Genomic DNA, 21,294 nt, shown 5'->3' with positions numbered 1-21,294 from the left:
AAAAGAAGTTTAAAAAGGATCAAGAATATGACAATTTTAAAAGAAATAAATGATTTAGACTGGTTTGATGTTTGTGCATTAGATGATATTACGCCAAATACAGGTGTGGGCGCACTGATTGAAAATCAGCAAATTGCGATATTCCGTGTCGGTGAAGAAAAGCGGGTTTATGCGCTGAGCAATCAGGACCCATTTAGCCAAGCCTATGTTATGTCCCGCGGTATTATTGGTGATTTGCAGGGTGAGCGTGTTGTGGCATCACCCATTTATAAACAGCATTTCAGCCTTGCTACTGGACGCTGCTTAGAAGATAAAGACCAAAAACTCTTGGTTTTTCCAAGCAAAATTGAAAATGGTCGTGTGCTGATTAGTCCAACTGCTCAAAAAACCTATATTACCAATAACGCGCCATCGTCTGAGTTGATGAAACTGGTTTTGGTCGGCAATGGCTTAGCAGGTATGCGTTGCTTAGAAGATCTGCTGGATATGGCGCCAGAGCGTTATGAAATTACGGTCATTGGTGAAGAACCTTGGGGTAATTACAACCGAATTATGCTTTCACCTGTGCTTTCAGGTGATAAAACCATTGAAGATATCATGCTGCATTCACATGCTTGGTATAAAGACAAAAATATCCGTTTTGTAGCAGGTGATGCGGCGGTACGCATAGACCGTCCGCGCAAGCAGGTATACACAGAAAAAGGCTTGGTCATCGATTATGACCGTCTGATTTTAGCAACAGGTTCTAAGCCGTTTATTCCACCAATACCGGGAACTGACTTCAAAGGCGTTTTAAGCTTCCGTGATATTTATGATGTCAACAAAATGCTGGACTACTGCAAAACGAAGAAAAATGCAGTGGTGATTGGCGGCGGTTTATTAGGGCTAGAAGCAGCTTATGGCCTGAAACAGCGTGGCATGAATGTTACTGTACTGCATTTGATGGACCGTATTATGGACCGTCAGCTGGATGAAAAAGCCAGCCTGATGCTGAAATCAGCGATTGAGCAAAAAGGCATTCGTATTTTGACTGCAGCGAATACCCAAGAGTTGATTGGGCAAGATGGTCATGTGACACAATTACGTTTGCAGGATGGCACGGTATTAGCTGCAGATCTTGTCGTGTTTGCAGTCGGTATTCGCCCAAATATTGCATTGGCACAAAGTGCAGGACTGCGCTGCGGCCGCGGTGTGATGGTGAATGACACCATGCAAACCTTTGACCCGAGTATTTATGCGGTGGGTGAATGCATAGAACACCGCAGCCAAACTTTCGGTTTAGTTGAACCGCTTTGGGGACAGGCATTCATTTGTGCATCGCATCTGGCCGAACATGGCAGTTTAACCTTCAAAGCGCCCACGGTTCCGACGCAGTTAAAAGTCAGCGGCTGTGATGTATTTTCAGCTGGCAACTTTGAACCGCAGGATGATTTTGAAGACATTATTTTGAATGATGAAAAGCGTCAGATTTATAAACGCATTATTATTCAAAAAGATAGAGTGATTGGCGCTGTGCTGTTTGGCGATACTGAAGACGGTGCATGGTATGCAGAATTGATTTCAGATCAAACTCCAATTTCAAGCATCCGAAACAAATTGCTGTTTGGTAAGGATTTTGCATTAAAGAAAGCAGGGTAACGGAATCGCCCTGATAAAAAAAGATACAAGATTTAAATCGTCATTGGATACGCGATAACGTCATCCGCTGTTGTTTAAGGCAGGATTGCAGATGAATAGTCATGTATTTGCAATACATCTGTTAGAAGCCGGTAGTGGACGAGTTCAGCGGATGACAATGGTTTTGCCTACTTTTCCCGAAAGAAAAGTAGGTCGAACCGAATGTTGACCTTTAAATATAAACGTAAATGAAAAGACACCGATTCGAGCGTGTTAAGTGTTTAAAAAAGTTTGGAAAAGGAGCCAGCAGAAGTGAATAGCATCCCGATAGTGGAACTGCATAGCTCCACAGAAAATAAAATTAAAACAACGCAAACCACTTGTCCATATTGCGGTGTCGGCTGCGGCGTGAGCGCAACAGTTGAACAGACAGCTTTAGGGCAAAAAGTGAGCGTGACTGGCGATGCGAACCATCCATCAAACTATGGCAAGCTGTGCATTAAAGGCAGTAACTTAGCCGATACGATTGGATTAGAAACACGTGTTTTACAGCCAATGCTTGGGCGTCAAACATCACCATTTCATACTCGTCAGGCTACAGATTGGAACACAGCAACAGCACTGATTGCCGAAAAATTTCAGCAATGTATAGATCTTTACGGACGTGAAAGCATCGCTTTTTATGTGTCGGGCCAACTGCTGACGGAGGATTACTATGCCGTTAACAAATTTGTCAAAGGCTATTTAGGTACTGCAAATATTGACACCAATTCACGGCTTTGCATGTCATCGGCTGTGGCGGCACATAAGCGTGCATTTGGTGAAGACCTTGTACCAGCAAGCTATGAAGACTTTGAGCATACAGATATGGTGGTGCTGGTCGGATCCAATACAGCATGGTGCCATCCCGTGCTGTATCAGCGCATTATGAAAGCCAAAGAAGAACGTGATTTGTTCGTGGTGGTCATTGATCCGCGCTTTACCAGTACCTGTGAGGCTGCAGATTTGCATTTGCCAATTTTACCGGGGCAAGATGTCGCACTGTTCAACGGTTTGCTGCAGTATTTAGTACAAAATAATCATAGTGATGTAGATTTTATCACCAAACATACTCAAGGTTTGGCGCAAGCGCTGGAGCAAAGTAAAACAGAAGCTTCTATGACAGCAGTTGCTGAGCGTACAGGTATTTCTTTAGAAAAATTACAGCTATTTTTTGAAAAATTTGCGCAAACTGACAAAGTTATGTCGCTATTTTCGATGGGGGTTAATCAGTCTTCGCGCGGTGTAGACAAAGCCAACAGTATTATTAACTGCCATTTGCTGACTGGCAAAATCGGAAAATTAGGCGCAGCGCCTTTTTCTATGACAGGTCAGCCCAATGCAATGGGTGGCCGCGAGGTTGGCGGCTTAGCCAATATGCTGGCTGCGCACTTAGATGTCGATAACACAGCGCATCAGGCATTAGTACAAGAGTTTTGGCAAAGTCCATTTATTGCCAATAAAGCGGGATTAAAAGCGGTTGATCTGTTTCAGGCGGTTGAAAGCGGCAAAATAAAAGTCATCTGGATTATGGCTACTAATCCTGTAGTTAGCTTGCCAGATGCAGATCAAGTCAAACGTGCCTTAGAGCAATGCGAGTTTGTAGTGGTGTCGGATATTTGCAAAGACACAGACACAGCAATATATGCAGATGTGCTTTTACCTGCATTGGGCTGGGGTGAAAAAGACGGAACCGTTACCAATTCTGAACGCCGTATTTCACGTCAAACTGCTTTTTTAGATGCACCGGGTGAAGCCAGAGCAGACTGGTGGTCTATTGCACAAGTTGCGAAAAAGATGGGTTATAGCGGTTTTGACTACAGCAGCAGCTATGACATATTTATTGAACATGCAAAATTATCTGCTTATCAAAATGCGCCTTTAGATCAACGTGATACCACTGAGTCTTTTCGCTACTTTAACTTGCAGGGTTTAAGTAAGTTATCTGCACAAGATTATGCTGAATTAAAGCCCGTGCAATGGCCAGTTTGGCAGTTAGATCAGAGCGCTGATGCAGTCAGCCGTTTGTTTGCAGCAGGCCAATTCAGCCATGCCGATGCCAAAGCTAAGTTTGTAGCAACAACCGCTATTGACCCTTTGAACAAGATTTGCGGCGAATATCCGCTGGTTTTAAATACTGGCCGTATCCGTGATCAATGGCACACCATGAGCCGTACGGGTTTATCTGCAAACTTGAGTACACATATCGCCGAACCATTTTGTGAAATACACCCGCAAGATGCACTGAAGTTTGGTGTTAAAGATGGTGAACTGGTTGAGGTGAAATCTAACTGGGGCTTATGTATTTTACGTGCACAGGTCAGCAGTAAAATTCGACGCGGTCAAATTTTTGCGCCAATTCATTGGAATGACCAAGTCGCATCGGATGCGCGTATTGGCAAAGTGGTGAATCCTGTGGTCGATGCACTATCTGGTGAGCCTGAATTTAAACATACACCTGTATTTGTACAGCCGTTTTATACACAGTGGCAAGGTGTACTGTATGTACGTGACGGCTTTGAGGAAATGGTGCAAAACACCATTCAAAACACGGTGTGGTGGACCAAAATTAAAACAGCGAAAGCGACACGTTTTGAGTTGGCAGATCGTAAAAAATTTAGAAACACGGTTCAGCAGCTGAAAACATTACTGCCATTTACCGATGAAAGCTTTGAATGGCTGAATTTGGAAGATCAAACTGCCGATTTGAGTCATACCGTGGTGCTGCAAGATGGGCATTTAATTGCCAGTCTATATATTGCGCAACGCTCTATGCTGCCAGACCGTGATTGGATTGCTGGCATGTTTAAGCGTGAACGACTAAGCGCAATGCACCGCAAAGCGCTGCTTGCAGGTCAGCCGATGAACATGACCAACAGTGCAGGTCCGCTGGTGTGCAGCTGCTTTAAAGTCGGTAAAAATACCATTATCGAAACCATTAAAGAAAAGAATATTAGCCATGAAAAACAAGTCACAGCATGTTTAAAAGCCGGCGGTAATTGCGGTTCGTGCTTAGCAGAAATACGGGGTTTGATTAAAGCCTGTCAGACGGAGTACGCAGAATGATGAAGAAAATCACCAAATCAGTAGGCTATCCAGAAACAGACTTGGTTATTTTGGCGGGTGGTCAGGCCCGCAGAATGAACGGAATGAATAAAGTGCTGCAAAAATTTGATAATGAAATTCAGCTGATTAAGATCCATCAGCAGTTGAAATCACGGGTTGAAAATGTCTGGATCAACAGCCATCGTGACCATTCGATTTATAAACGGCTCATTCCCTCGATCCGCTTTTATCAAGATGATGAAGCCGGATTTTTAGGGCCATTGATAGGGATGAAAAGCGCGTGGTCACATGTTGAGTCTGATTATGTTTTGTTTGTCCCGTGCGATGTGACCTATATCCCGAAGAAAGTGCTTTCGAGATTGCATCAGGCCATGCAGCGGGATCCCTTGTGTGAAGTAGCTGTAGTGGAAATTAATGGCAAAGCGCTGTATCCATTTTGTTTGCTGAAACGAAGCAGTCTCACAATGCTGCAGGTGCATCTTGATCAAAAACAGCGCAGTTTGAAGGGGTGTTTTAGTAAAATGCACATGCAAGTTGCACGTTTTCAAAATAATGCACTCTTTTTTCACAGCATTAACTCTCTAGATGAGCTGCAGCAGCACCGTCAGCTGAATTTTCTCTAAAAGCTGTACCTTTTGCGGAGCTTTCATTTCAAATAATGAGCCTAATGTGCTGTTTTTGAACCCAGAGAGAAAATCTACAGCCAATATGAAGCTTTTGAGCATGATATCTAGAGATAAAACAGACTGCTTTTATACCTTAGATAATGGGCTTAACGGCAATTTATATTTTTAATTGCTATTAGTTATTTATAAGTTATTGATTTTGTGTGTCAAAAAAACAAACCAAATCCTCTGAAATAAATATTCAAAAAAGCGCAAAGTTGGAACACTTATTGCAATTTTTACTGCAAGAAAAGAGGGCGCAAAATTTGTACTGAGCTAAGACAGGGCAAATGACAGCACCATGGAAGATAAACATGAACAGCATGACACAATTACAGCCAGCGACCATTTTTAAGGATCAGTTTGGCCGTGAAAAACGCAAATTGCGCATTTCAGTGACAGACCGCTGTAATTTTAAATGTGTCTATTGCATGCCTGAACATCCTGAATGGATGAAAAAACATAATCTTCTTAGTTTTGAATCACTTTACAATTTTTGTGAGTTTATGGTACTGCGCGGGATTGATCAAATCCGGATCACCGGCGGTGAACCTCTTATGCGTCAAGGCGTTGTACATTTTATTGAACAGCTGCAGCACCTCAGAAAGCTAGGCCTTAAACGTATTTCCATGACAACCAATGGACATTATCTGAAGCAATATGCACAGGCCCTAAAACAAGCTGGCCTAGATGGCATAAATATCAGCTTGGACAGTTTGGATGAAGCGCAATTTTTCCAGCTGACACAAAAACAATTACAGCCTGTATTAGACGGGATTGAAGCAGCTCAGCAAGCGGGCTTTGAAATCAAAATCAATTCCGTGTTAATCAAAGGTCTAAATGAACGGCAAATCATTCCATTAACAAAATGGGCGCTGCAACAAGGTTTCGAACTGCGGTTTATCGAGTTTATGCCGTTGGATGGCGATCAAAACTGGTCTAAAGCTGCGGTTGTTACCGAACAAGACATACTGGATAAATTAAAGACTGTTTTTGAAGTGCAAACACTGCACGGTCAAGGTGCGTCACCAGCCAGATCATACTTAATCAACGGCTTGCCTATAGGTATTATTTCAACCATCAGCAATTCTTTTTGCGGCAGCTGCGACCGTTTGAGACTGAATGCGCAAGGCGAGTTTTTTAACTGCCTGTTTGCCCGAAAAGGTTTAAATCTCAGCCATGAAATTCAGCAGCTGAAAAGCAGTAAAACAACAGAGTTAATGCCGCTCGATGCAATGGCTTTGCAGCAAAAATTAGGCGGTTACATTTGGCAGAAGGAACAAGGCTTTCATGCCATAACTACCCAATCCAGCCCATCTAGAAAAATCAGCATGCATATGATTGGAGGTTAAAGATGACTCATATCACCATCAAAATAGAATCTTTTGGCGCTATTGAACGCCTGCTGCCAGAGAATTTGAGTCTGACTTGCTTCGCACAGCAGTCGATTGCAGAGGTTTTGCAGCAAGTTACAGATCAATTTCCGGAGTCGTTCAGCATACTTGAACGCTGCGCCTGTGCCATTGGGGAAGATATTGTACCAAGACAAACCGCATTGGTGCAGGACAGCACCGTTGTGCTGCTGTCACCTGTAGCGGGAGGCTGAATATGGAGCTCAAGCATATTTCACGCATACAAGATACGGTATTCAGCCAAGCTGATTTTGACAGCATTGAGGCATTTCCTGAATGTGGCGGTATAGGTGTATTTATTGGCGCGGTGCGTAATCACCATGAAGGCAAATCTGTAAAAGCTTTGAAATATACCGCTTATGCGCCTGTGGCTGAAAAAATGATCCGTCAAATTGAGCAGGAAATTCAAGCCAAATACGGCGTGTCTTATGTCCGTGTTGTACACCGTATTGGCGCGCTGCAGGTCGGTGATATGGCCATTATCGCAATGGCCTATGCGCCGCACCGCCGTGAGGCTTTTGCAGCCTGTGAAGAAGCGGTTGAGCGGGTTAAGCATGAAGTACCGGTGTGGAAAGAAGAGTTTTATATGGATGGCAGCAGTCAATATGTAGAGGGCTGCTGTATTCGTAAGGATCACGCGCCTGAAGTGGCAGATCACGAAACGAAGCATACACATATCCATGGCGAGTCATGTGAACATTCACACCAAAGCAGCCATCAGACTATGCATTTGAATGCCAATATTTATCAATGGCATCTATAAAACCTCAAATTTAATACTGCACATGCAAATGAATAAGATAAGGACAAAGCAATGAAAAATGTGGGCATGAAAGCGGAAAGTTACCGTACAGCCATTGCAACTGGAATACTGCATGCACCGCCACATTGCATTGAACTGCTGCGTAATGGCAATACAGAAAAAGGCGACGCGCTGAAAACCGCACGTATTGCAGGTATTTTGGGCGCTAAACGTACAGATGAACTTATTCCGCTCTGTCATCCGCTGCCGATCTACCGTGCAGATGTGGAGTATGAATTATTTGAGGCGCATGTCGAAATTAGTGCAGTGGTTGAAACCATTGGTCCAACGGGTGTGGAAATGGAAGCTTTGACTGCGGTCAGTCTTGCCGGTTTAACGCTGTATGACATGCTGAAACCGCATTGTGAACCTGAAGATTTATGCTTAGATCAAGTGAAACTGCAAAAGAAAAAAGGCGGTAAATCACATTTTACTCGTGTGCTTAAAGAAAGCTTATCGGCATCAATTATTGTGCTTTCAGATACAGTTGCTGCCGGTAAAAAACCAGATACTGCGGGGCAAAATGTCCTCGAAATTTTAGAAGAAGCAAACTTCAGCAACATCAGCTATCAAGTGATACCAGACAGTCCTGAACAGCTGCTTACCTTGATTGAGCAGCAAAAAAATCAATACCCGCTGATATTGACGGTTGGCGGTACGGGTTTAGGGCCAAAAGATTTAACTGTAGAAACGATACAGCCACTGCTAAAACGTGAAATTCCGGGCTTGATGGAGGCTTCACGCAGTTTTGGTCAAAAACGCACGCCTTATGCGGCACTTAGCCGCGGTGTTGCGGGCTATATTGATAACAGCCTTGTGATTACATTGCCGGGCAGCAGACAAGGTGCAAAAGAATCCTTAATTGCAATTTTACCAGCGCTCATTCATCTCTTTGATGTACAAAAAAATATACCGCATGCTGGAGGTTATCAATGAACCAAGCTGTTATGCATACAGGCTGCGGTGCTGAAGCAGGATTAATTTCTGTGGATGAGGCATTGGCTTTGATTGCTGAACGTACTCAAAGTTTAGGCACTGAAACTTTACCGCTTCAGCACGCTTTAGGCCGTTATTTGGCGGCAGATGTGCATTCACCAATTCAGCTGCCTTTATTTGCGCAAAGCGCAGTGGATGGCTATGCCATTTGCGCAGCGGGTGAAATTAAACCCGGCGCGCAATTTAAGCTGATTGGAGAAATCCGCGCAGGGCAAACGGCTGAAATAAGCTTAAAAGCAGGGCAAGCTGTCCGCATATTTACCGGCGCGCCGATACCTGAAGGCACGGCAACTATAGCCCGGCAAGAAATTGTAAAGGCGGATAGACAGCAGATTGAACTGACTGCAGCCTTAAGCCCGCATGCAGATATTCGAGATGCAGGTGAGGAAATTTCATTTGGACAATGTTTAGCAGCGCGTGGTCAAAAGCTGACGGTTGGATCAATTGCAGCGCTCAGTATGGCTGGTATTTCACACTGCGAAGTTTTTGCCTATCCGAAAATTGCGGTCGTAATTACAGGTGATGAAGTTGCGCAAAATATAGAAGATTACCGTGCTGGTAAAATATTTGATGCCAATGCGCCGCTGATTTTAGTATGGTTTCAGTCGCAGCACGTCCAAGTTGAAGTGATTCATATTGCAGATGAAAAACAGGCGGTTTTAGATTTATTCAACCGTTTAAAAGACAGCTTTGATTTAATTTTAACGACTGGCGGCGTATCTGTCGGTGATTATGATTTTGTTCGGCCGGCAGCCTTGGACATCGGTTTTCAGCAAATTTTCTGGAAAGTGAAACAAAAACCCGGCAAACCGATGCTGTTTGCACAATATCGACGTCCTGACAGCAGTTCCTGTTATTTACTCGGACTGCCGGGCAACCCCGCTGCAGTCTATGTCGGCATGCAAATTTATACAGATAGATTATTGAAAGCCCTACAAGGTCAAACACCTGCGCTGGACTGGTTCAGCGCAGTCATGACACATGACCTAAAAGCAGATGCACGTGAGCGGTTTTTAAGAATGTCGGCGCACTTTGATAAGCAAGGCAAGCTTCAACTAACCAGCCTGTCTAAACAGCAGTCACATATGCTAAGCAATTTAATGCAAGCCAATTGCATTGTTCGGATTCCTGCAGGGCGACCAGTGCAAGCAGGACAAGTCCTTCAAGGCTTATTTATTCAGGATTAGGAGTTTGCTATGCATTTCAAATACATCTTAGCAGCAGGACTAAGCTTAATTGCTGGCGCATCACAGGCGGAAACGGTAAAAATTTATGCTGCAGCCAGTTTAAGCAATGCTATTGCCGATATTGCAATGCAATATCAGGCACAGAATCCAGACATCAAAATTGTACCGGTATTTGGTGCATCTTCTGCTTTAGCCAAGCAAATTGAAGCCGGTGCACCAAGTGATTTGTATTTTTCAGCAGATGTGGACTGGATGAATTATTTGGTGCAAAAACAGAAAATACCTGCAAAGCAAGTATTCAACATGCTAAGCAATGATTTGGTGCTGATTACGCCTAAAGCGGTGAATATGCAATTTAAAGCCGTGCCGCAGTTTAATTTTGCCAAGGCATTCAAAGGTCACTTATGTACAGGGCAAATGGAGTCTGTACCTGCTGGAAAATATGCCAAACAAAGCCTAACCAAGTTGGGCTGGCTATCAAGTTTGAATGGAAGGATTGTCGGGACAGATGATGTACGATCGGCTTTGGCTTTTGTTGAACGCGGTGAGTGCCAAGCGGGGATTGTTTACCGTACCGATGCGCTGATCAGTTCTAAAGTTAAAATAGCCGGGATTTTTCCAAACCATACCCATCAACCCATCATTTACCCATTGGCTTTAACACAGCAAGGCGCAGCTAAACCTGAGGCCGTGAAGTTTTACCGTTATCTTAAAGGCCATGCGCAAAGCAAAATGCTGTTTAAGAATTATGGCTTTGGTGTGAAGGGCTAAAGCATGCTAAGCCCTGAAGAGTGGAGCGCCTTGTATCTGTCGGCTAAGGTTGCCATTTGCGCCACTGTATTTTGCTTACCATTTGCTATAGGGCTGGCATGGGTTTTGGCGCGCTATGAGTTTCATTTAAAATTTTTGGTCGAAGCACTTTTACAAATGCCAATGGTGCTGCCGCCGGTGGTTCTAGGATATTTGCTATTGGTGCTGTTTGGTTCAAATGGCTGGATCGGCAAGATGCTAATTGAATGGGGAATTCAGCTTGTTTTTAATTGGAAAGGCGCCGTTTTAGCATCGATGATTGTGTCATTTCCGCTGATTGTGCAGCCGATCCGTTTGTCTTTTCAAATGATCAATCAACAGCTTGAGCAGGTTGCAGGCTCACTAGGCGCACATCCTTTACGGGTATTTGTCTCAATCAGCCTGCCGCTGGCTTTACCAGGGATTTTAATTGGCAGCATTTTAGGATTTAGCCGAAGTTTAGGCGAATTTGGCGCGACCATTACTTTTGTGGGTAATATTCCTGATGAAACCCGAACCATTCCAATTGCTATCTATTCGCTGATACAGCAGCCCAATGGCGAAGAATCCGCAATGCGTTTAGTGATCCTTTCACTGCTGGCGGCTTTTGGCGCATTGATTGCCAATTATTATATTTTACAGCGCTATCAGCGAAAACTCGGAGCCGGCCATGCTTCAGTGTAATTTTCAGTTTCAATATGCAGATTTTCAATTGCAGGCTCGGCTGCAGATGCAAGAACAGCTGCTTGGCATTATGGGGCCATCAGGCAGCGGCAAGTCTACGCTGCTGAAAAATTTGGTTGGTTTGCTGCAGCCGCAGCAAGGTTATATATCGCTGAATCAGCGTGATGTGTTCGATACGGCGCAGAAGATTAACGTGCCGATGCATCAACGCAGTATTGCGCTGATTTTTCAAAAAGCATGGATTTTTCCGCATATGAATGTGCAGCAAAATCTGCAATATGCGGAGAACTTAGGCGCTCAGGAAAATGCGAAATTTAAATTTGAGCAAGTGACTAATCTGCTTGAGTTACAGCCACTGCTCAAACGGCGGGCGCATGAACTTTCTGGCGGTGAGGCGCAGCGCGTTTCCATAGGACGCGCATTGCTGTCACAGCCTGACTTACTGCTGTTAGATGAACCGCTGACAGGACTGGACCGCAGGCTGAAAGATCAAATATTGCCATTTTTAAACACGGTGAAAGAACAGTTGGCGCTGCCGATGATATATGTTACGCATCATGGCGATGAGTTAGATTATTTAAAAGCCCATATTTTGTATCTAGAAAATGGTCAAATAAGTTTTTAAATAAATATAAATTATATAAGTAATAACAGTGAATTAGATGAAAAAATGGTATTAAGCTGCATCTTAAAGTTTTGATTAGAACTATGAAAAACTCATTTTCTAGATTAAATTGTTACAAAACAAGGGAGAACACAGCGTTTTCCCTTTTTTATTCCTAATGATCTTGGAAATAATGATTTGTACGACTGACCGTGCAAACAGGGAATCTAATCGATGCATGATGATAGCTTAGCCACACATAATTCAACTGCAAAACTGGGTGCAGGGCTATCTAATCGGCATATTACAATGATCAGTATTGGTGGTGTAATTGGTGCTGGACTGTTTGTTGGATCATCTGCTGCGATTGCAAAAGCAGGGCCTGCCGCCGTTCTTGCTTATATAATTACCAGTATATTGGTTTTTTTAGTCATGCGAATGTTGGGAGAAATGGCTGTAGCTCAACCTGACACCGGCTCATTTTCAACCTATGCAAGAAAAGCCATAGGGCCATGGGCTGGCTTTACTATCGGATGGTTATATTGGTGGTTTTGGGTTTTAGTTATTCCAATTGAAGCAATTGCCGGTGCAGAAATTTTGCATGCATGGTTTCCATCAATATCCAGTGCTGTATTTGCAACATTCTTCATTGTGCTTCTCAGTTTAGCCAACTTTTTTAGTACTCGAAGTTTTGGTGAGTTTGAATTTTGGTTTTCTCTGATAAAAGTCTTGGCTATTGTGATTTTTATCGCCATTGGACTCACCGCAATATTTGGATTTTGGCCCTTAGCACCTGACGTGAGTGGTGTAGAAAATCTGTTCAAAAATGATGGATTTATGCCAAATGGCCTGGGTGGTGTACTTTCAGCAATATTGATTTCAGCATTTTCATTCTTTGGTGTAGAAATACTATCGATCGCTGCAGCAGAATCAAAAGATCCTGAACAAAAAATTAAACGTGCAACCAATTTAGTATTGTATCGGGTCATCTTATTTTTTGTGGTTTCAATTTTTATAACGGTTGCACTGGTAGATTGGCGTTCACCGCAATTACAACAATTAGGCACCTTCCAATATGTCTTGGTCAGTTTAAATGTCCCTCAATCAAAATTGATTATTGATAGTGTGGTATTTATTGCAGTTGCAAGTTGTATGAATGCAGCACTTTATAGTTCATCAAGGATGCTATTTTCATTGGGGACACGCAAAGAAGCACCTCAATGGGTCACATCTATTAATGCCTCTGGTGTACCTGCTATTGCTGTATTTGCATCGTCTGTAGTGGGCTTAATTTGCTGTGCAGTCAATTATTTATTTCCAGGCCAAGTATTTGGATTTTTACTGTCTACAACAGGTTCAATTGCCTTATTGGTTTATTTAGTGATTGCATTTTCACAGCTTAAATTGAGAACACAAATCGAAAAAAATGGAACTGAGGTTGCGTTTAAAATGTGGCTATTTCCATGGCTGACATGGGCAGTCATTTTGGTGATCTTAAGTGTGCTGATCTATATGTTTTTATCTCCAGCCTACAGTTATGAAACTTCATTATCTTTAGGTGTTACGACATTGGTGGTTCTCTGCGGCTTAGTTGTGACAAGAAAAGCTAAGTTGAAGAATGATTCCGAACTGAATTAAAAATAAAGGTTTCGCCGATAAAAATCGTAATCATGAACCAATGGATTGTCTTTAGCATGTGCCGTGTCAGGGGATTAAAGCGAATGCCTTACGTTATATCTCTATGGCAATCCATTTTTAAGACAAATTCAAAGATTCACTTGACCTTCGACCGACTCCAAGCTTTATAATCGTTAAAATTTTCTTGATTGATGCAATATGCGTTCTGCGACATGGATAACAGTCTTAGTTGGATTGTTCATGTTCCAAAGCCTTTGGAACGTGGCAGCCGCTTTCTGTGTGCATGAAGAGCAAACTCAAGTTGTTCAAAGCTATCATTTTGGTCATCATCAAAATACCTTATGCGTCAGCAGTGAAACCAATCCACAGCATTCGTTGCATCAAGCATCTGAATCCAGTAGCAAACCAGTCAAAAATACCGCTAACGATCTGCAACTCGGTGAAGATCATCAAGACCATTTACCGTCTATGACGCATTTGATTGTACAAAACCAACAATCGATTCTTTTTATTGCACATCAGAGCTTTGAATATTCGCCAAAATTTGTTTGGAAGAATCTTTATCAAGCCCCTGATTTATTACTGCAAACACCTCCTCCTGTTTATGCCCCGCTAATGGCGGGGTAGCCTAAAACATTCCCGCCACTTTTTTTAATAAATGAGTGGGAAAAATCATGTCTTTATATTTTATGGCGTTTATACGTCTAGGCTTAGCTGTCGGTATTTCGACGGCCTTACAAAGTACTTTTGCGGAAAATGTCAGTAGTTTTGAATCTGCATTTGCCAAAGTACAAAACTACCAAGCCCAAACTGATATTTGGCAACAACAACAGCAAATCTCTGATTTTAATCTGCGTCAAAGCAAGCTATGGCAAAACCCAAGTCTATCGATTGAACAAAATGGTTTTGGTAAAAATCAAGATCAAGAGCTCAGTATCGCAATCAGCCAGCCACTGGATGTATTCGGTCAGCGTAAAATCAATCAAGCACTCGCGAGTACCTCAGCACAGCAAATACAGTTGCAACAGCAAATTTGGAATGCGCAAAGTCAGTTGATTGTGAAGTTTGCATGGTCACAGCTAGCCATCGCTCAAAATGAGCAATCGATTTACGCTACACAGCTCAAACTCAGTAAATCTAATTTGGACAGCGCGCAAAAACGCTATCAGGCAGGCAGTATTGCTTTGGTGGATGTAGAGCGCGCTCAAATTGAAGCTTTGGAAATACAGCGTCTATACCAACAGGCGCTTTTAAAACAGCAAACTGTGGCGCGTCAGCTTTCTAATTTATGGGGTGAAACTACGTCGCAAATTGCGTTGAATAACAGCGTTACGCCTTGGCCTGAACAGAGCCAAAGTTTAGTTGAGCGTAATTTATCGGAAGGTTGGCTACAAAAATTGTATGCCTTGAATGTTCAGCAGGCAAATCAGCAAATTGAACATTTAAAAGTACAGGCACGTCCAAACCCAACCCTAAATATGGGCATGTCACGTACCAAGTCTCCAACTGACGCCAATGATACGGCCTTGGTACTTGGTGTGGATATTCCGCTCAATATTTTTAACCGCCAGCAATATGCCATTCCAATGGCGCAAAAACAGCAAATTTTATTAAATCATCAGCAACAGCGCGAGTTAAAACAGCAAGTTTTGGACATTGCCAATAGCATTCACCAGCTTAAAGGTCTGCGTATGCAGTTTGATGCCACAGGCAATCAGATTGGTTTGGCTGAAAAGGTTCAAAACCGAACTTTGCAAGGTTTTCAGGCAGGTAAATTTGCTATTACAGACGTACAGCAAACCACAAAACAACTCCAAGACCTTCGACTTAGCCAAATGCAAATTTTGGCGCAGGCTTGGCAAAGCGCACTCAGTGCTGAAGCCTTAAGTATTGGAACCAGTTATGAAGAAATCAGCCGTTCAGATGCTTATAGCCAATTGAATAAAAAAGCCATTGAGGCATCCCAAAATCTCATCAACAGCGCATCAGCACAATAAGGCAGTTAATCACATGAAAATTAAACAAGATGGAAAAATTTCACAGCCTTTGATGATTGCAGTTTTGGTTGGCCTAACGCTGATGCTGTGTACTGCTATTTGGTTAAGTACAAATAAATCCGATGCGGATAAAACTGAGTCGGAAGGTGAAAATAGCGAAGCCAAAAAGAGTGATACTGAAGCAGAACATGCGGAAGAAGGTGAACTGCAACTCACCACTCAACAAATGGTGGAACAAGGAATTAAAATTGCGACTGTAGAAAATGGTCTGGTCGAAAATATTATTCAATTGCCGGGTAAATTGGCGGTCAATACAGATCAGCAGGCACATATTTCCCCAAACTTCAGCGGTCATGTCGAACAAGTCAGTGTAGCACTCGGTCAAACTGTACAAAAAGGTCAAACTTTAGCTGTGCTGTCAGTACCTGAATTGATTGATCAGCAAGCCAATTTACGTATGGCAGAAGCCAATTTAGATTTAGCCCGTCAAGATTATCAGCGTGAGCAAAAGCTATGGTCTCAAGGAATTTCTGCCAAACAGGACTTCCAGCGTGCTGAAAATGCCTATCGTCAGGCTCAAATTAGCGTACAGTCAGCACAATCGCGCTTACAAGCTTTGGGCGCGAATAGCGGTCAAAACGGACGATTTATTATTCGTGCGCCAATCGCTGGCGTGATTAGTCAAAAAGATATTGTGGTGGGTGAAAATGTGCAATTGGCAGATCAATTGTTCACCATTGAACAGCTAAAAGATTTGTGGCTAGAATTTAACTTAACTCATCAATATTCCGCACAATTACAAACGGGTCAAAACGTCTCTTTCAAAATCAATGGCTCAGATCAGCTCTATAGCGCAGAGGTACAAAGCCTGACGTCAAAGGCAGATGTGCAAACGGGACGCTTGGTGGTACGTGCCAAATTAAAACAACAATCTGCTGAGCTTCGCCCGAATGTGATGGTCAACGTGCTATTGGCTGATTCAGGTACTAAAAAAGCATTACGGGTGCAAAAGTCCGCCGTGCAAATTATTGAGGGTCAAGACAGTATTTTTATTGTTGAATCTGAGCTAAAAGGCCAAGTGCATTTAAAAGCACAAGCGCTAAAACTTGGACAAGCATCCAGTGATGGGCAATGGCTAGAAGTGATTTCGGGTCTTGAGGCAGGGCAAAAGTATATTTCCCAAGGCAGTTTTTTACTGAAATCTGAACTGGAAAAAGACGAGGCTGGCCATGAACACTAATTCAGAGAACCCGAACACAGATTTACCAAAGCCAGAAGGTCTATTCGAACGCATTATTCAGTTTTCAATTCAAAATGCAATTTGGGTGATGCTGTTTGTCTGCACATGGATTGCCGTCGGGATTTACAGTTATCAAAAACTGCCGATTGATGCAGTACCTGATATTACCAACACCCAAGTGCAAATTAATACGCAGGCCAATGGCTTTACAGCGTTAGAAGTTGAACAGCGGATTACTTATCCGATTGAAAATGCGATGGCAGGTATTCCAGATTTGGAGTTGACCCGTTCTATTTCCCGTTATGGCCTGTCACAAGTCACGATTGTCTTTAAAGACGGTACGGATATTTACTGGGCACGTCAGCAAATTAATCAGCGGGTACAGGAAGTTCAGTCGTCATTGCCAGCTCAGGTTTCTCCGACGATGTCGCCAGTTTCGACAGGTTTGGGCGAGATTTATCAATGGGTGCTGAAAGCAGAACCCAATGCAAAAAAAGCAGATGGTACGGCATATAGCGCGATGGATTTGCGTGAAATTCAGGACTGGATTGTGCGTCCGCAATTACAGCGTGTACAAGGTGTTGCCGAGGTCAACAGTATTGGTGGTTTTAATAAAACCTACGTGGTTTCACCTGATTTAAACCGCATGCAACAGCTGAACCTGTCATTAGAACAATTACAGCAAGCGCTTACAGAAAATAATGAAAACCGTGGTGCAGGATTTATTGAGGAAAATGGTCAGCAGTTAACAGTTCGAGTGCCGGGAACCTTAAACACCATTTCAGATATTGAAAACACCATGATTGACAGCCCAAATGGCAGTCCAATTCGGGTGGGTGATATTGCGCAAGTCTCCATTGGGCATGATTTGCGCACAGGTGGTGCAACCTATAACGGAGAAGAAACGGTTTTAGGTATTGCCATGATGGCTATGGGACAAAATAGCCGAACTGTCTCGAAAGCTGTAGATTCCAAAATTAAAGACATTCAAGCCAGCTTACCCAAAGGGGTAAAAATTGAAACAGTGTATGACCGTACCACATTGGTGGAGAAAGCGATTAAAACCGTTCAAAAGAACTTGGTTGAAGGCGCAATTCTAGTCATCATCATTTTATTTATCTTTTTAGGCAATATCCGTGCAGCACTCATTACGGCCTGTGTTATTCCGCTGTCAATGCTGTTTACCTTAACCGGCATGGCACAAAAGAATATCAGCGCGAACCTAATGAGCTTAGGCGCATTGGATTTCGGTATTATTGTTGATGGTGCAGTGGTGATTGTTGAAAACTGTATACGACGTTTAGCCCATGCACAGCAAATTTTGAAACGCCCATTAACGCAAAATGAACGCTTTAAAGAAGTCTTTTTGGCTGCACGTCAGGCACGCCGTCCGCTGATATTTGGACAATTAATTATTTTAGTGGTGTATTTGCCAATTTTTGCTTTAAGCGGTGTAGAAGCAAAAATGTTCCATCCGATGGCATTAACCGTAGTATTGGCGCTTGTTGCGGCGATCATTCTGTCTATTACATTTGTACCTGCAGCTGTAGCGCTTTGGGTGAAAGGTGAAATTAAAGAAACAGAAAGCCGTTGGATGACTTGGCTGAAAAAGCAGTATCTTCGAATATTAAATACAGCTTTTCATTACAAGGCTGTGGTGATGACTTTTGCACTGTGTTTACTGCTCATTACTGGGCTTTTAAGCACTAAAATTGGCAGTGAGTTTGCACCACAGCTGAGTGAAGGTGATTTTGCAGTTCAATTGATGCGCTCTCCTAGCACTGGTTTAGAAGAATCATTAAAAATGCAGGAAAACGCTGAGAAACTGCTGTTGAAAAAATTCCCAGAGATTCAGGCTGTATTTGCTCGTACAGGTACGGCAGAAGTGGCAACTGATGTAATGCCTCCGAACATTTCCGATGGTTATATTATGCTCAAACCTCGAAATGAATGGCCGAACCCTAAAGAAAGTGTGGATGAACTGCGTGGCCGTATGGTGGCTTATGTGGCTACGATTCCTGGCAATAACAGTGAGTTTTCTCAACCGATTGAACTGCGCTTTAATGAGTTGATCTCAGGTGTGCGTAGTGATGTGGGCGTTAAAATATTTGGCGATGATATGCAAGTGCTCAACACAGAAGCCACTAAAATCGCCAAAATTATGCAGCAAGTTGCGGGGAGCAGCGCCGTAAAAGTTGAACAAACTTCAGGTTTACCTTTATTAAATATTGAAATAGATAAGGCTTTGGCTGCGCAATATGGTTTAAGCGTTAAATCTATACAGGATACTGTGGCAGCCAGTGTCAGTGGACAAAGTGTAGGAGAGATTTTAGAAGGTGATCGCCGTTTTGATTTTGTTATTCGTTTAAATGATCAAGATCGTAATGTAAGTACGATTTCACAACTACCGTTAAAGTTGCCAAATGGTGGCAGTATTGTACTCTCAAATGTTGCCACAGTCTCTAATGTAGATGGGATCAATCAAGTCAGCCGTGAGAATGGTAAACGCCGTATTGTAGTAACTGCCAATGTTGAAGGCCGTGATTTAGGTTCTTTTGTGGCGGATATGCAGACTCAGCTGAAACAATATGCATTACCAAGCGGTTATTGGATTGAATATGGCGGTCAATTTGAAAACCTTGCATCTGCCAAAGCAAGAATGCAAATTGTCATTCCTTTAGCACTACTGACCATCTTTATTTTATTAATGGCAGTATTTCATAATGTGAAAGAAAGTCTGCTGGTCTTTACTGGCGTACCCTTTGCCTTAACGGGCGGTGTATTGTTTCTTTGGTTAAGAGATATTCCGCTTTCGATGTCTGCAGGGATTGGATTTATTGCACTCTTAGGTGTTGCTGTGCTGAATGGCCTGGTCATGCTGACCTTCATTAAAGAACTGGGGGACAAATATCCATTGCATGAAGCCGTATGGCAGGGCGCTGTACTTCGATTACGCCCAGTACTCATGACTGCCTGTGTTGCCTCTTTAGGTTTTGTACCAATGGCTTTGGCAACAGGTACAGGTGCGGAAGTGCAACGGCCTTTAGCCACGGTTGTGATCGGCGGTATTCTTTCTTCCACCTTGCTGACCTTGGTGCTATTGCCAGTGCTCTACCGCTGGCTTAATACAGCTCGATCTCAATAATCTAGACTAAGCAATTTTGATTAAAACGATATTGCATTAACCCATACGGTTCATTCATTAGACAGAATGGATCGTATGGACTTACGATTTATCAATATTTAAACACAGCTAAAATCAGCAAATCAGTATAAGCCGATATTCTCCTACATTTTCTACAGGTGCGCGGTGTACACAAGGCAAAACTTGCTGTGTAGGATGATCCACCGCTAAACGCCAAAGATGACCATTGCCTAGATTTACAGGCACAGCATTTTCTTTGAGCTGATAATGTAAATCAAAAAAATATTCCGCTAAAAAATCATCAAATTCTGAGGTAGGGCCATCGTACAAATCTTTAAGTTGTTCTCGTATTTTAGGAATTAAGATTCTTTGTGTCACTTGATCATTTGGCACAATATCACTGGAAGCACCATAATATGTACATAAAAAGGTATCGGTAGCGATAGGTGATCGATCGACATGAAAAGAATAAACATCGGTTGAGATGAAATCGAATTCATCATCTCGTTCATAACATTTGAGTAAATTCAGCGAGGGTGATGCACCAAATGCTGTTAATTGTTGCATGTCATTTAAAATAATTTCTCTGGCTAAATGACCTTGCGCTGAAAGCGTTAATTTCTTCAGATCATCTATGGAAACTTCAGTAATATTTTCAATCAGTTCTAGTTTTTCGACTATTTCTTTAAAGTCGCCTTGTAAGTTGCGTTGCCAGCAAAGCGCGTTCATTTGACCTTCAAAATGACTATGAATCAATTCAGAAAATGTAGTGACTACACCAATTTGAGGATGCTGGAAAAAAGTATTGCTCATAATAGGGATCAAATTAAATCTGAGACGAAGATACTGCGTGCAAGGAATAGCTAGAAGGGTTCAGCAGTTTTATTTTATCTTAAAACATAAACTGCTATACAAGATTATTTGAGCGTAGGTATTAATCGTTACGCTTTCTGTTTGGCTTTTTGGCGTAAAACATACAAATATAAGCTTTCTACTTTTTCACGTGCCCAAGGTGTAGTACGTAAGAATCGTAGTGACGATTTAACGCTTGGATCTATGCAAAAACATCTAATTTCAATTTTACGACTTAAGCCTTCAAAACCACCATAGTAATCCAATAATTCATCCAAGATGTCAGCAAGTTTTTTGCCGTGTAAAGGGTCATTGGAGGTGCTCATATTAGATCAATCATATTTTGGGAGACCATTATTATAACCTGAGCGAGTTGAAAAATGAGAGGGTTTCAAATTAAACCTTTTGAACATAGGAAATTGCAGTTTATTTAAAAGTTAAAATTATTTGAAATTAGGATACTTCACTGAAGAAATAAACCTTGGCTCGATTCTCTCCAGTGAAGTTGCGCCAATGTGTCAGCGGATCTAGGGCGCAATCTTGGATAACTTATTTAACTTT

The 21,294-nt window shown here is 42.5% G+C and carries 18 protein-coding genes; 16 read left to right on the top strand and 2 right to left on the bottom strand.

Translation table 11 applies throughout. The annotated features are described in order from the left end of the window. Positions 1-27 precede the first annotated feature (27 nt). From nirD to FTV11_RS08560, 16 genes are all read left to right on the top strand, one after another. Positions 28-1,638: a nitrite reductase small subunit NirD gene (gene nirD / locus FTV11_RS08635; RefSeq protein ID WP_180027000.1), complete on the top strand. Its 1,611-nt coding sequence runs from the start codon at positions 28-30 to the stop codon at positions 1,636-1,638. A gap of 291 nt (positions 1,639-1,929) precedes the next feature. After that, on the top strand, positions 1,930-4,722 hold the full coding sequence (locus tag FTV11_RS08630) for a nitrate reductase (protein WP_180073832.1): 2,793 nt from the start codon (positions 1,930-1,932) through the stop codon (positions 4,720-4,722). Further along, positions 4,722-5,345, top strand: coding sequence for a molybdenum cofactor guanylyltransferase (locus FTV11_RS08625; protein ID WP_373683881.1), 624 nt, complete (start codon positions 4,722-4,724; stop codon positions 5,343-5,345). The genes FTV11_RS08630 and FTV11_RS08625 overlap by 1 nt, the downstream gene beginning before the upstream one ends. Before the next feature lie 356 nt (positions 5,346-5,701). Continuing rightward, positions 5,702-6,739, top strand: a complete 1,038-nt coding sequence (gene moaA, locus FTV11_RS08620) for a GTP 3',8-cyclase MoaA (RefSeq protein ID WP_180073831.1) — start codon at positions 5,702-5,704, stop codon at positions 6,737-6,739. A 2-nt stretch (positions 6,740-6,741) separates the two neighbouring features. Next, positions 6,742-6,993 (top strand): MoaD/ThiS family protein, encoded by a 252-nt coding sequence (locus tag FTV11_RS08615; protein ID WP_180073830.1) that lies wholly within the window; start codon positions 6,742-6,744, stop codon positions 6,991-6,993. Between the two features lie 2 nt (positions 6,994-6,995). After that, positions 6,996-7,562: a molybdenum cofactor biosynthesis protein MoaE gene (locus FTV11_RS08610; protein WP_180073829.1), complete on the top strand. Its 567-nt coding sequence runs from the start codon at positions 6,996-6,998 to the stop codon at positions 7,560-7,562. A gap of 51 nt (positions 7,563-7,613) precedes the next feature. After that, positions 7,614-8,537 (top strand): bifunctional molybdenum cofactor biosynthesis protein MoaC/MoaB, encoded by a 924-nt coding sequence (moaCB, locus tag FTV11_RS08605; protein ID WP_180073828.1) that lies wholly within the window; start codon positions 7,614-7,616, stop codon positions 8,535-8,537. Continuing rightward, positions 8,534-9,784 carry a molybdopterin molybdotransferase MoeA gene (locus tag FTV11_RS08600; protein ID WP_180073827.1) on the top strand — a complete coding sequence of 417 codons (1,251 nt, stop codon included), beginning with the start codon at positions 8,534-8,536 and terminating at the stop codon, positions 9,782-9,784. Before moaCB ends, FTV11_RS08600 begins: the two co-directional genes overlap by 4 nt. A gap of 9 nt (positions 9,785-9,793) precedes the next feature. Further along, complete coding sequence (modA, locus tag FTV11_RS08595) at positions 9,794-10,555, top strand: molybdate ABC transporter substrate-binding protein (RefSeq protein ID WP_180073826.1); 762 nt, start codon at positions 9,794-9,796, stop codon at positions 10,553-10,555. A 3-nt stretch (positions 10,556-10,558) separates the two neighbouring features. Continuing rightward, positions 10,559-11,257, top strand: coding sequence for a molybdate ABC transporter permease subunit (gene modB, locus FTV11_RS08590; RefSeq protein ID WP_180073825.1), 699 nt, complete (start codon positions 10,559-10,561; stop codon positions 11,255-11,257). After that, complete coding sequence (locus FTV11_RS08585; protein ID WP_180073824.1) at positions 11,244-11,882, top strand: ATP-binding cassette domain-containing protein; 639 nt, start codon at positions 11,244-11,246, stop codon at positions 11,880-11,882. The genes modB and FTV11_RS08585 overlap by 14 nt, the downstream gene beginning before the upstream one ends. 213 nt (positions 11,883-12,095) lie before the next feature. Continuing rightward, positions 12,096-13,499 carry an amino acid permease gene (locus tag FTV11_RS08580; protein ID WP_078190870.1) on the top strand — a complete coding sequence of 468 codons (1,404 nt, stop codon included), beginning with the start codon at positions 12,096-12,098 and terminating at the stop codon, positions 13,497-13,499. Between the two features lie 198 nt (positions 13,500-13,697). Then, positions 13,698-14,126, top strand: a complete 429-nt coding sequence (locus FTV11_RS08575; protein ID WP_218945786.1) for a cation efflux protein, CzcI-like — start codon at positions 13,698-13,700, stop codon at positions 14,124-14,126. Between the two features lie 47 nt (positions 14,127-14,173). Further along, positions 14,174-15,496 carry a TolC family protein gene (locus FTV11_RS08570; RefSeq protein ID WP_180073823.1) on the top strand — a complete coding sequence of 441 codons (1,323 nt, stop codon included), beginning with the start codon at positions 14,174-14,176 and terminating at the stop codon, positions 15,494-15,496. Positions 15,497-15,509: 13 nt separating this feature from the next. After that, positions 15,510-16,736, top strand: coding sequence for an efflux RND transporter periplasmic adaptor subunit (locus tag FTV11_RS08565; RefSeq protein WP_180004434.1), 1,227 nt, complete (start codon positions 15,510-15,512; stop codon positions 16,734-16,736). Beyond that, on the top strand, positions 16,726-19,881 hold the full coding sequence (locus FTV11_RS08560; protein WP_180073822.1) for an efflux RND transporter permease subunit: 3,156 nt from the start codon (positions 16,726-16,728) through the stop codon (positions 19,879-19,881). Before FTV11_RS08565 ends, FTV11_RS08560 begins: the two co-directional genes overlap by 11 nt. A gap of 114 nt (positions 19,882-19,995) precedes the next feature. Here FTV11_RS08560 and FTV11_RS08555 read toward each other — a convergent pair whose 3' ends face one another. Together FTV11_RS08555 and FTV11_RS08550 are read right to left on the bottom strand one after the other, a co-directional pair. Beyond that, positions 19,996-20,694: a DUF1826 domain-containing protein gene (locus FTV11_RS08555; RefSeq protein WP_180073821.1), complete on the bottom strand. Its 699-nt coding sequence runs from the start codon at positions 20,692-20,694 to the stop codon at positions 19,996-19,998. Positions 20,695-20,822: 128 nt separating this feature from the next. Continuing rightward, a complete protein-coding gene (locus tag FTV11_RS08550; RefSeq protein ID WP_078193741.1) occupies positions 20,823-21,059 on the bottom strand; it encodes a VF530 family DNA-binding protein in 237 nt (78 codons plus the stop codon). Positions 21,060-21,294: the final 235 nt, after the last annotated feature.

The organism is Acinetobacter sp. YH12231 (assembly GCF_013417755.1).
GTDB classification, from domain to species: Bacteria; Pseudomonadota; Gammaproteobacteria; order Pseudomonadales; family Moraxellaceae; genus Acinetobacter; species Acinetobacter amyesii.
The sequence above is the reverse complement of the archived record's forward strand: the minus strand, read 5'-3'. Positions and strand labels throughout refer to the sequence as shown.

Bases quoted from the DNA above. Each gene is read 5' to 3' on its own strand.
- FTV11_RS08610 (WP_180073829.1), top strand. From the start codon at position 6,996: ATGGAGCTCAAGCATATTTCACGCATACAAGATACGGTATTCAGCCAA.
- FTV11_RS08615 (WP_180073830.1), top strand. From the start codon at position 6,742: ATGACTCATATCACCATCAAAATAGAATCTTTTGGCGCTATTGAACGC.
- moaCB (WP_180073828.1), top strand. From the start codon at position 7,614: ATGAAAAATGTGGGCATGAAAGCGGAAAGTTACCGTACAGCCATTGCA.
- modA (WP_180073826.1), top strand. From the start codon at position 9,794: ATGCATTTCAAATACATCTTAGCAGCAGGACTAAGCTTAATTGCTGGC.
- FTV11_RS08585 (WP_180073824.1), top strand. From the start codon at position 11,244: ATGCTTCAGTGTAATTTTCAGTTTCAATATGCAGATTTTCAATTGCAG.
- FTV11_RS08570 (WP_180073823.1), top strand. From the start codon at position 14,174: ATGTCTTTATATTTTATGGCGTTTATACGTCTAGGCTTAGCTGTCGGT.
- modB (WP_180073825.1), top strand. From the start codon at position 10,559: ATGCTAAGCCCTGAAGAGTGGAGCGCCTTGTATCTGTCGGCTAAGGTT.
- FTV11_RS08600 (WP_180073827.1), top strand. From the start codon at position 8,534: ATGAACCAAGCTGTTATGCATACAGGCTGCGGTGCTGAAGCAGGATTA.
- FTV11_RS08625 (WP_373683881.1), top strand. From the start codon at position 4,722: ATGAAGAAAATCACCAAATCAGTAGGCTATCCAGAAACAGACTTGGTT.
- FTV11_RS08555 (WP_180073821.1), bottom strand. From the start codon at position 20,694: ATGAGCAATACTTTTTTCCAGCATCCTCAAATTGGTGTAGTCACTACA.
- FTV11_RS08550 (WP_078193741.1), bottom strand. From the start codon at position 21,059: ATGAGCACCTCCAATGACCCTTTACACGGCAAAAAACTTGCTGACATC.
- FTV11_RS08580 (WP_078190870.1), top strand. From the start codon at position 12,096: ATGCATGATGATAGCTTAGCCACACATAATTCAACTGCAAAACTGGGT.
- FTV11_RS08575 (WP_218945786.1), top strand. From the start codon at position 13,698: ATGCGTTCTGCGACATGGATAACAGTCTTAGTTGGATTGTTCATGTTC.
- FTV11_RS08565 (WP_180004434.1), top strand. From the start codon at position 15,510: ATGAAAATTAAACAAGATGGAAAAATTTCACAGCCTTTGATGATTGCA.
- nirD (WP_180027000.1), top strand. From the start codon at position 28: ATGACAATTTTAAAAGAAATAAATGATTTAGACTGGTTTGATGTTTGT.
- moaA (WP_180073831.1), top strand. From the start codon at position 5,702: ATGAACAGCATGACACAATTACAGCCAGCGACCATTTTTAAGGATCAG.
- FTV11_RS08560 (WP_180073822.1), top strand. From the start codon at position 16,726: ATGAACACTAATTCAGAGAACCCGAACACAGATTTACCAAAGCCAGAA.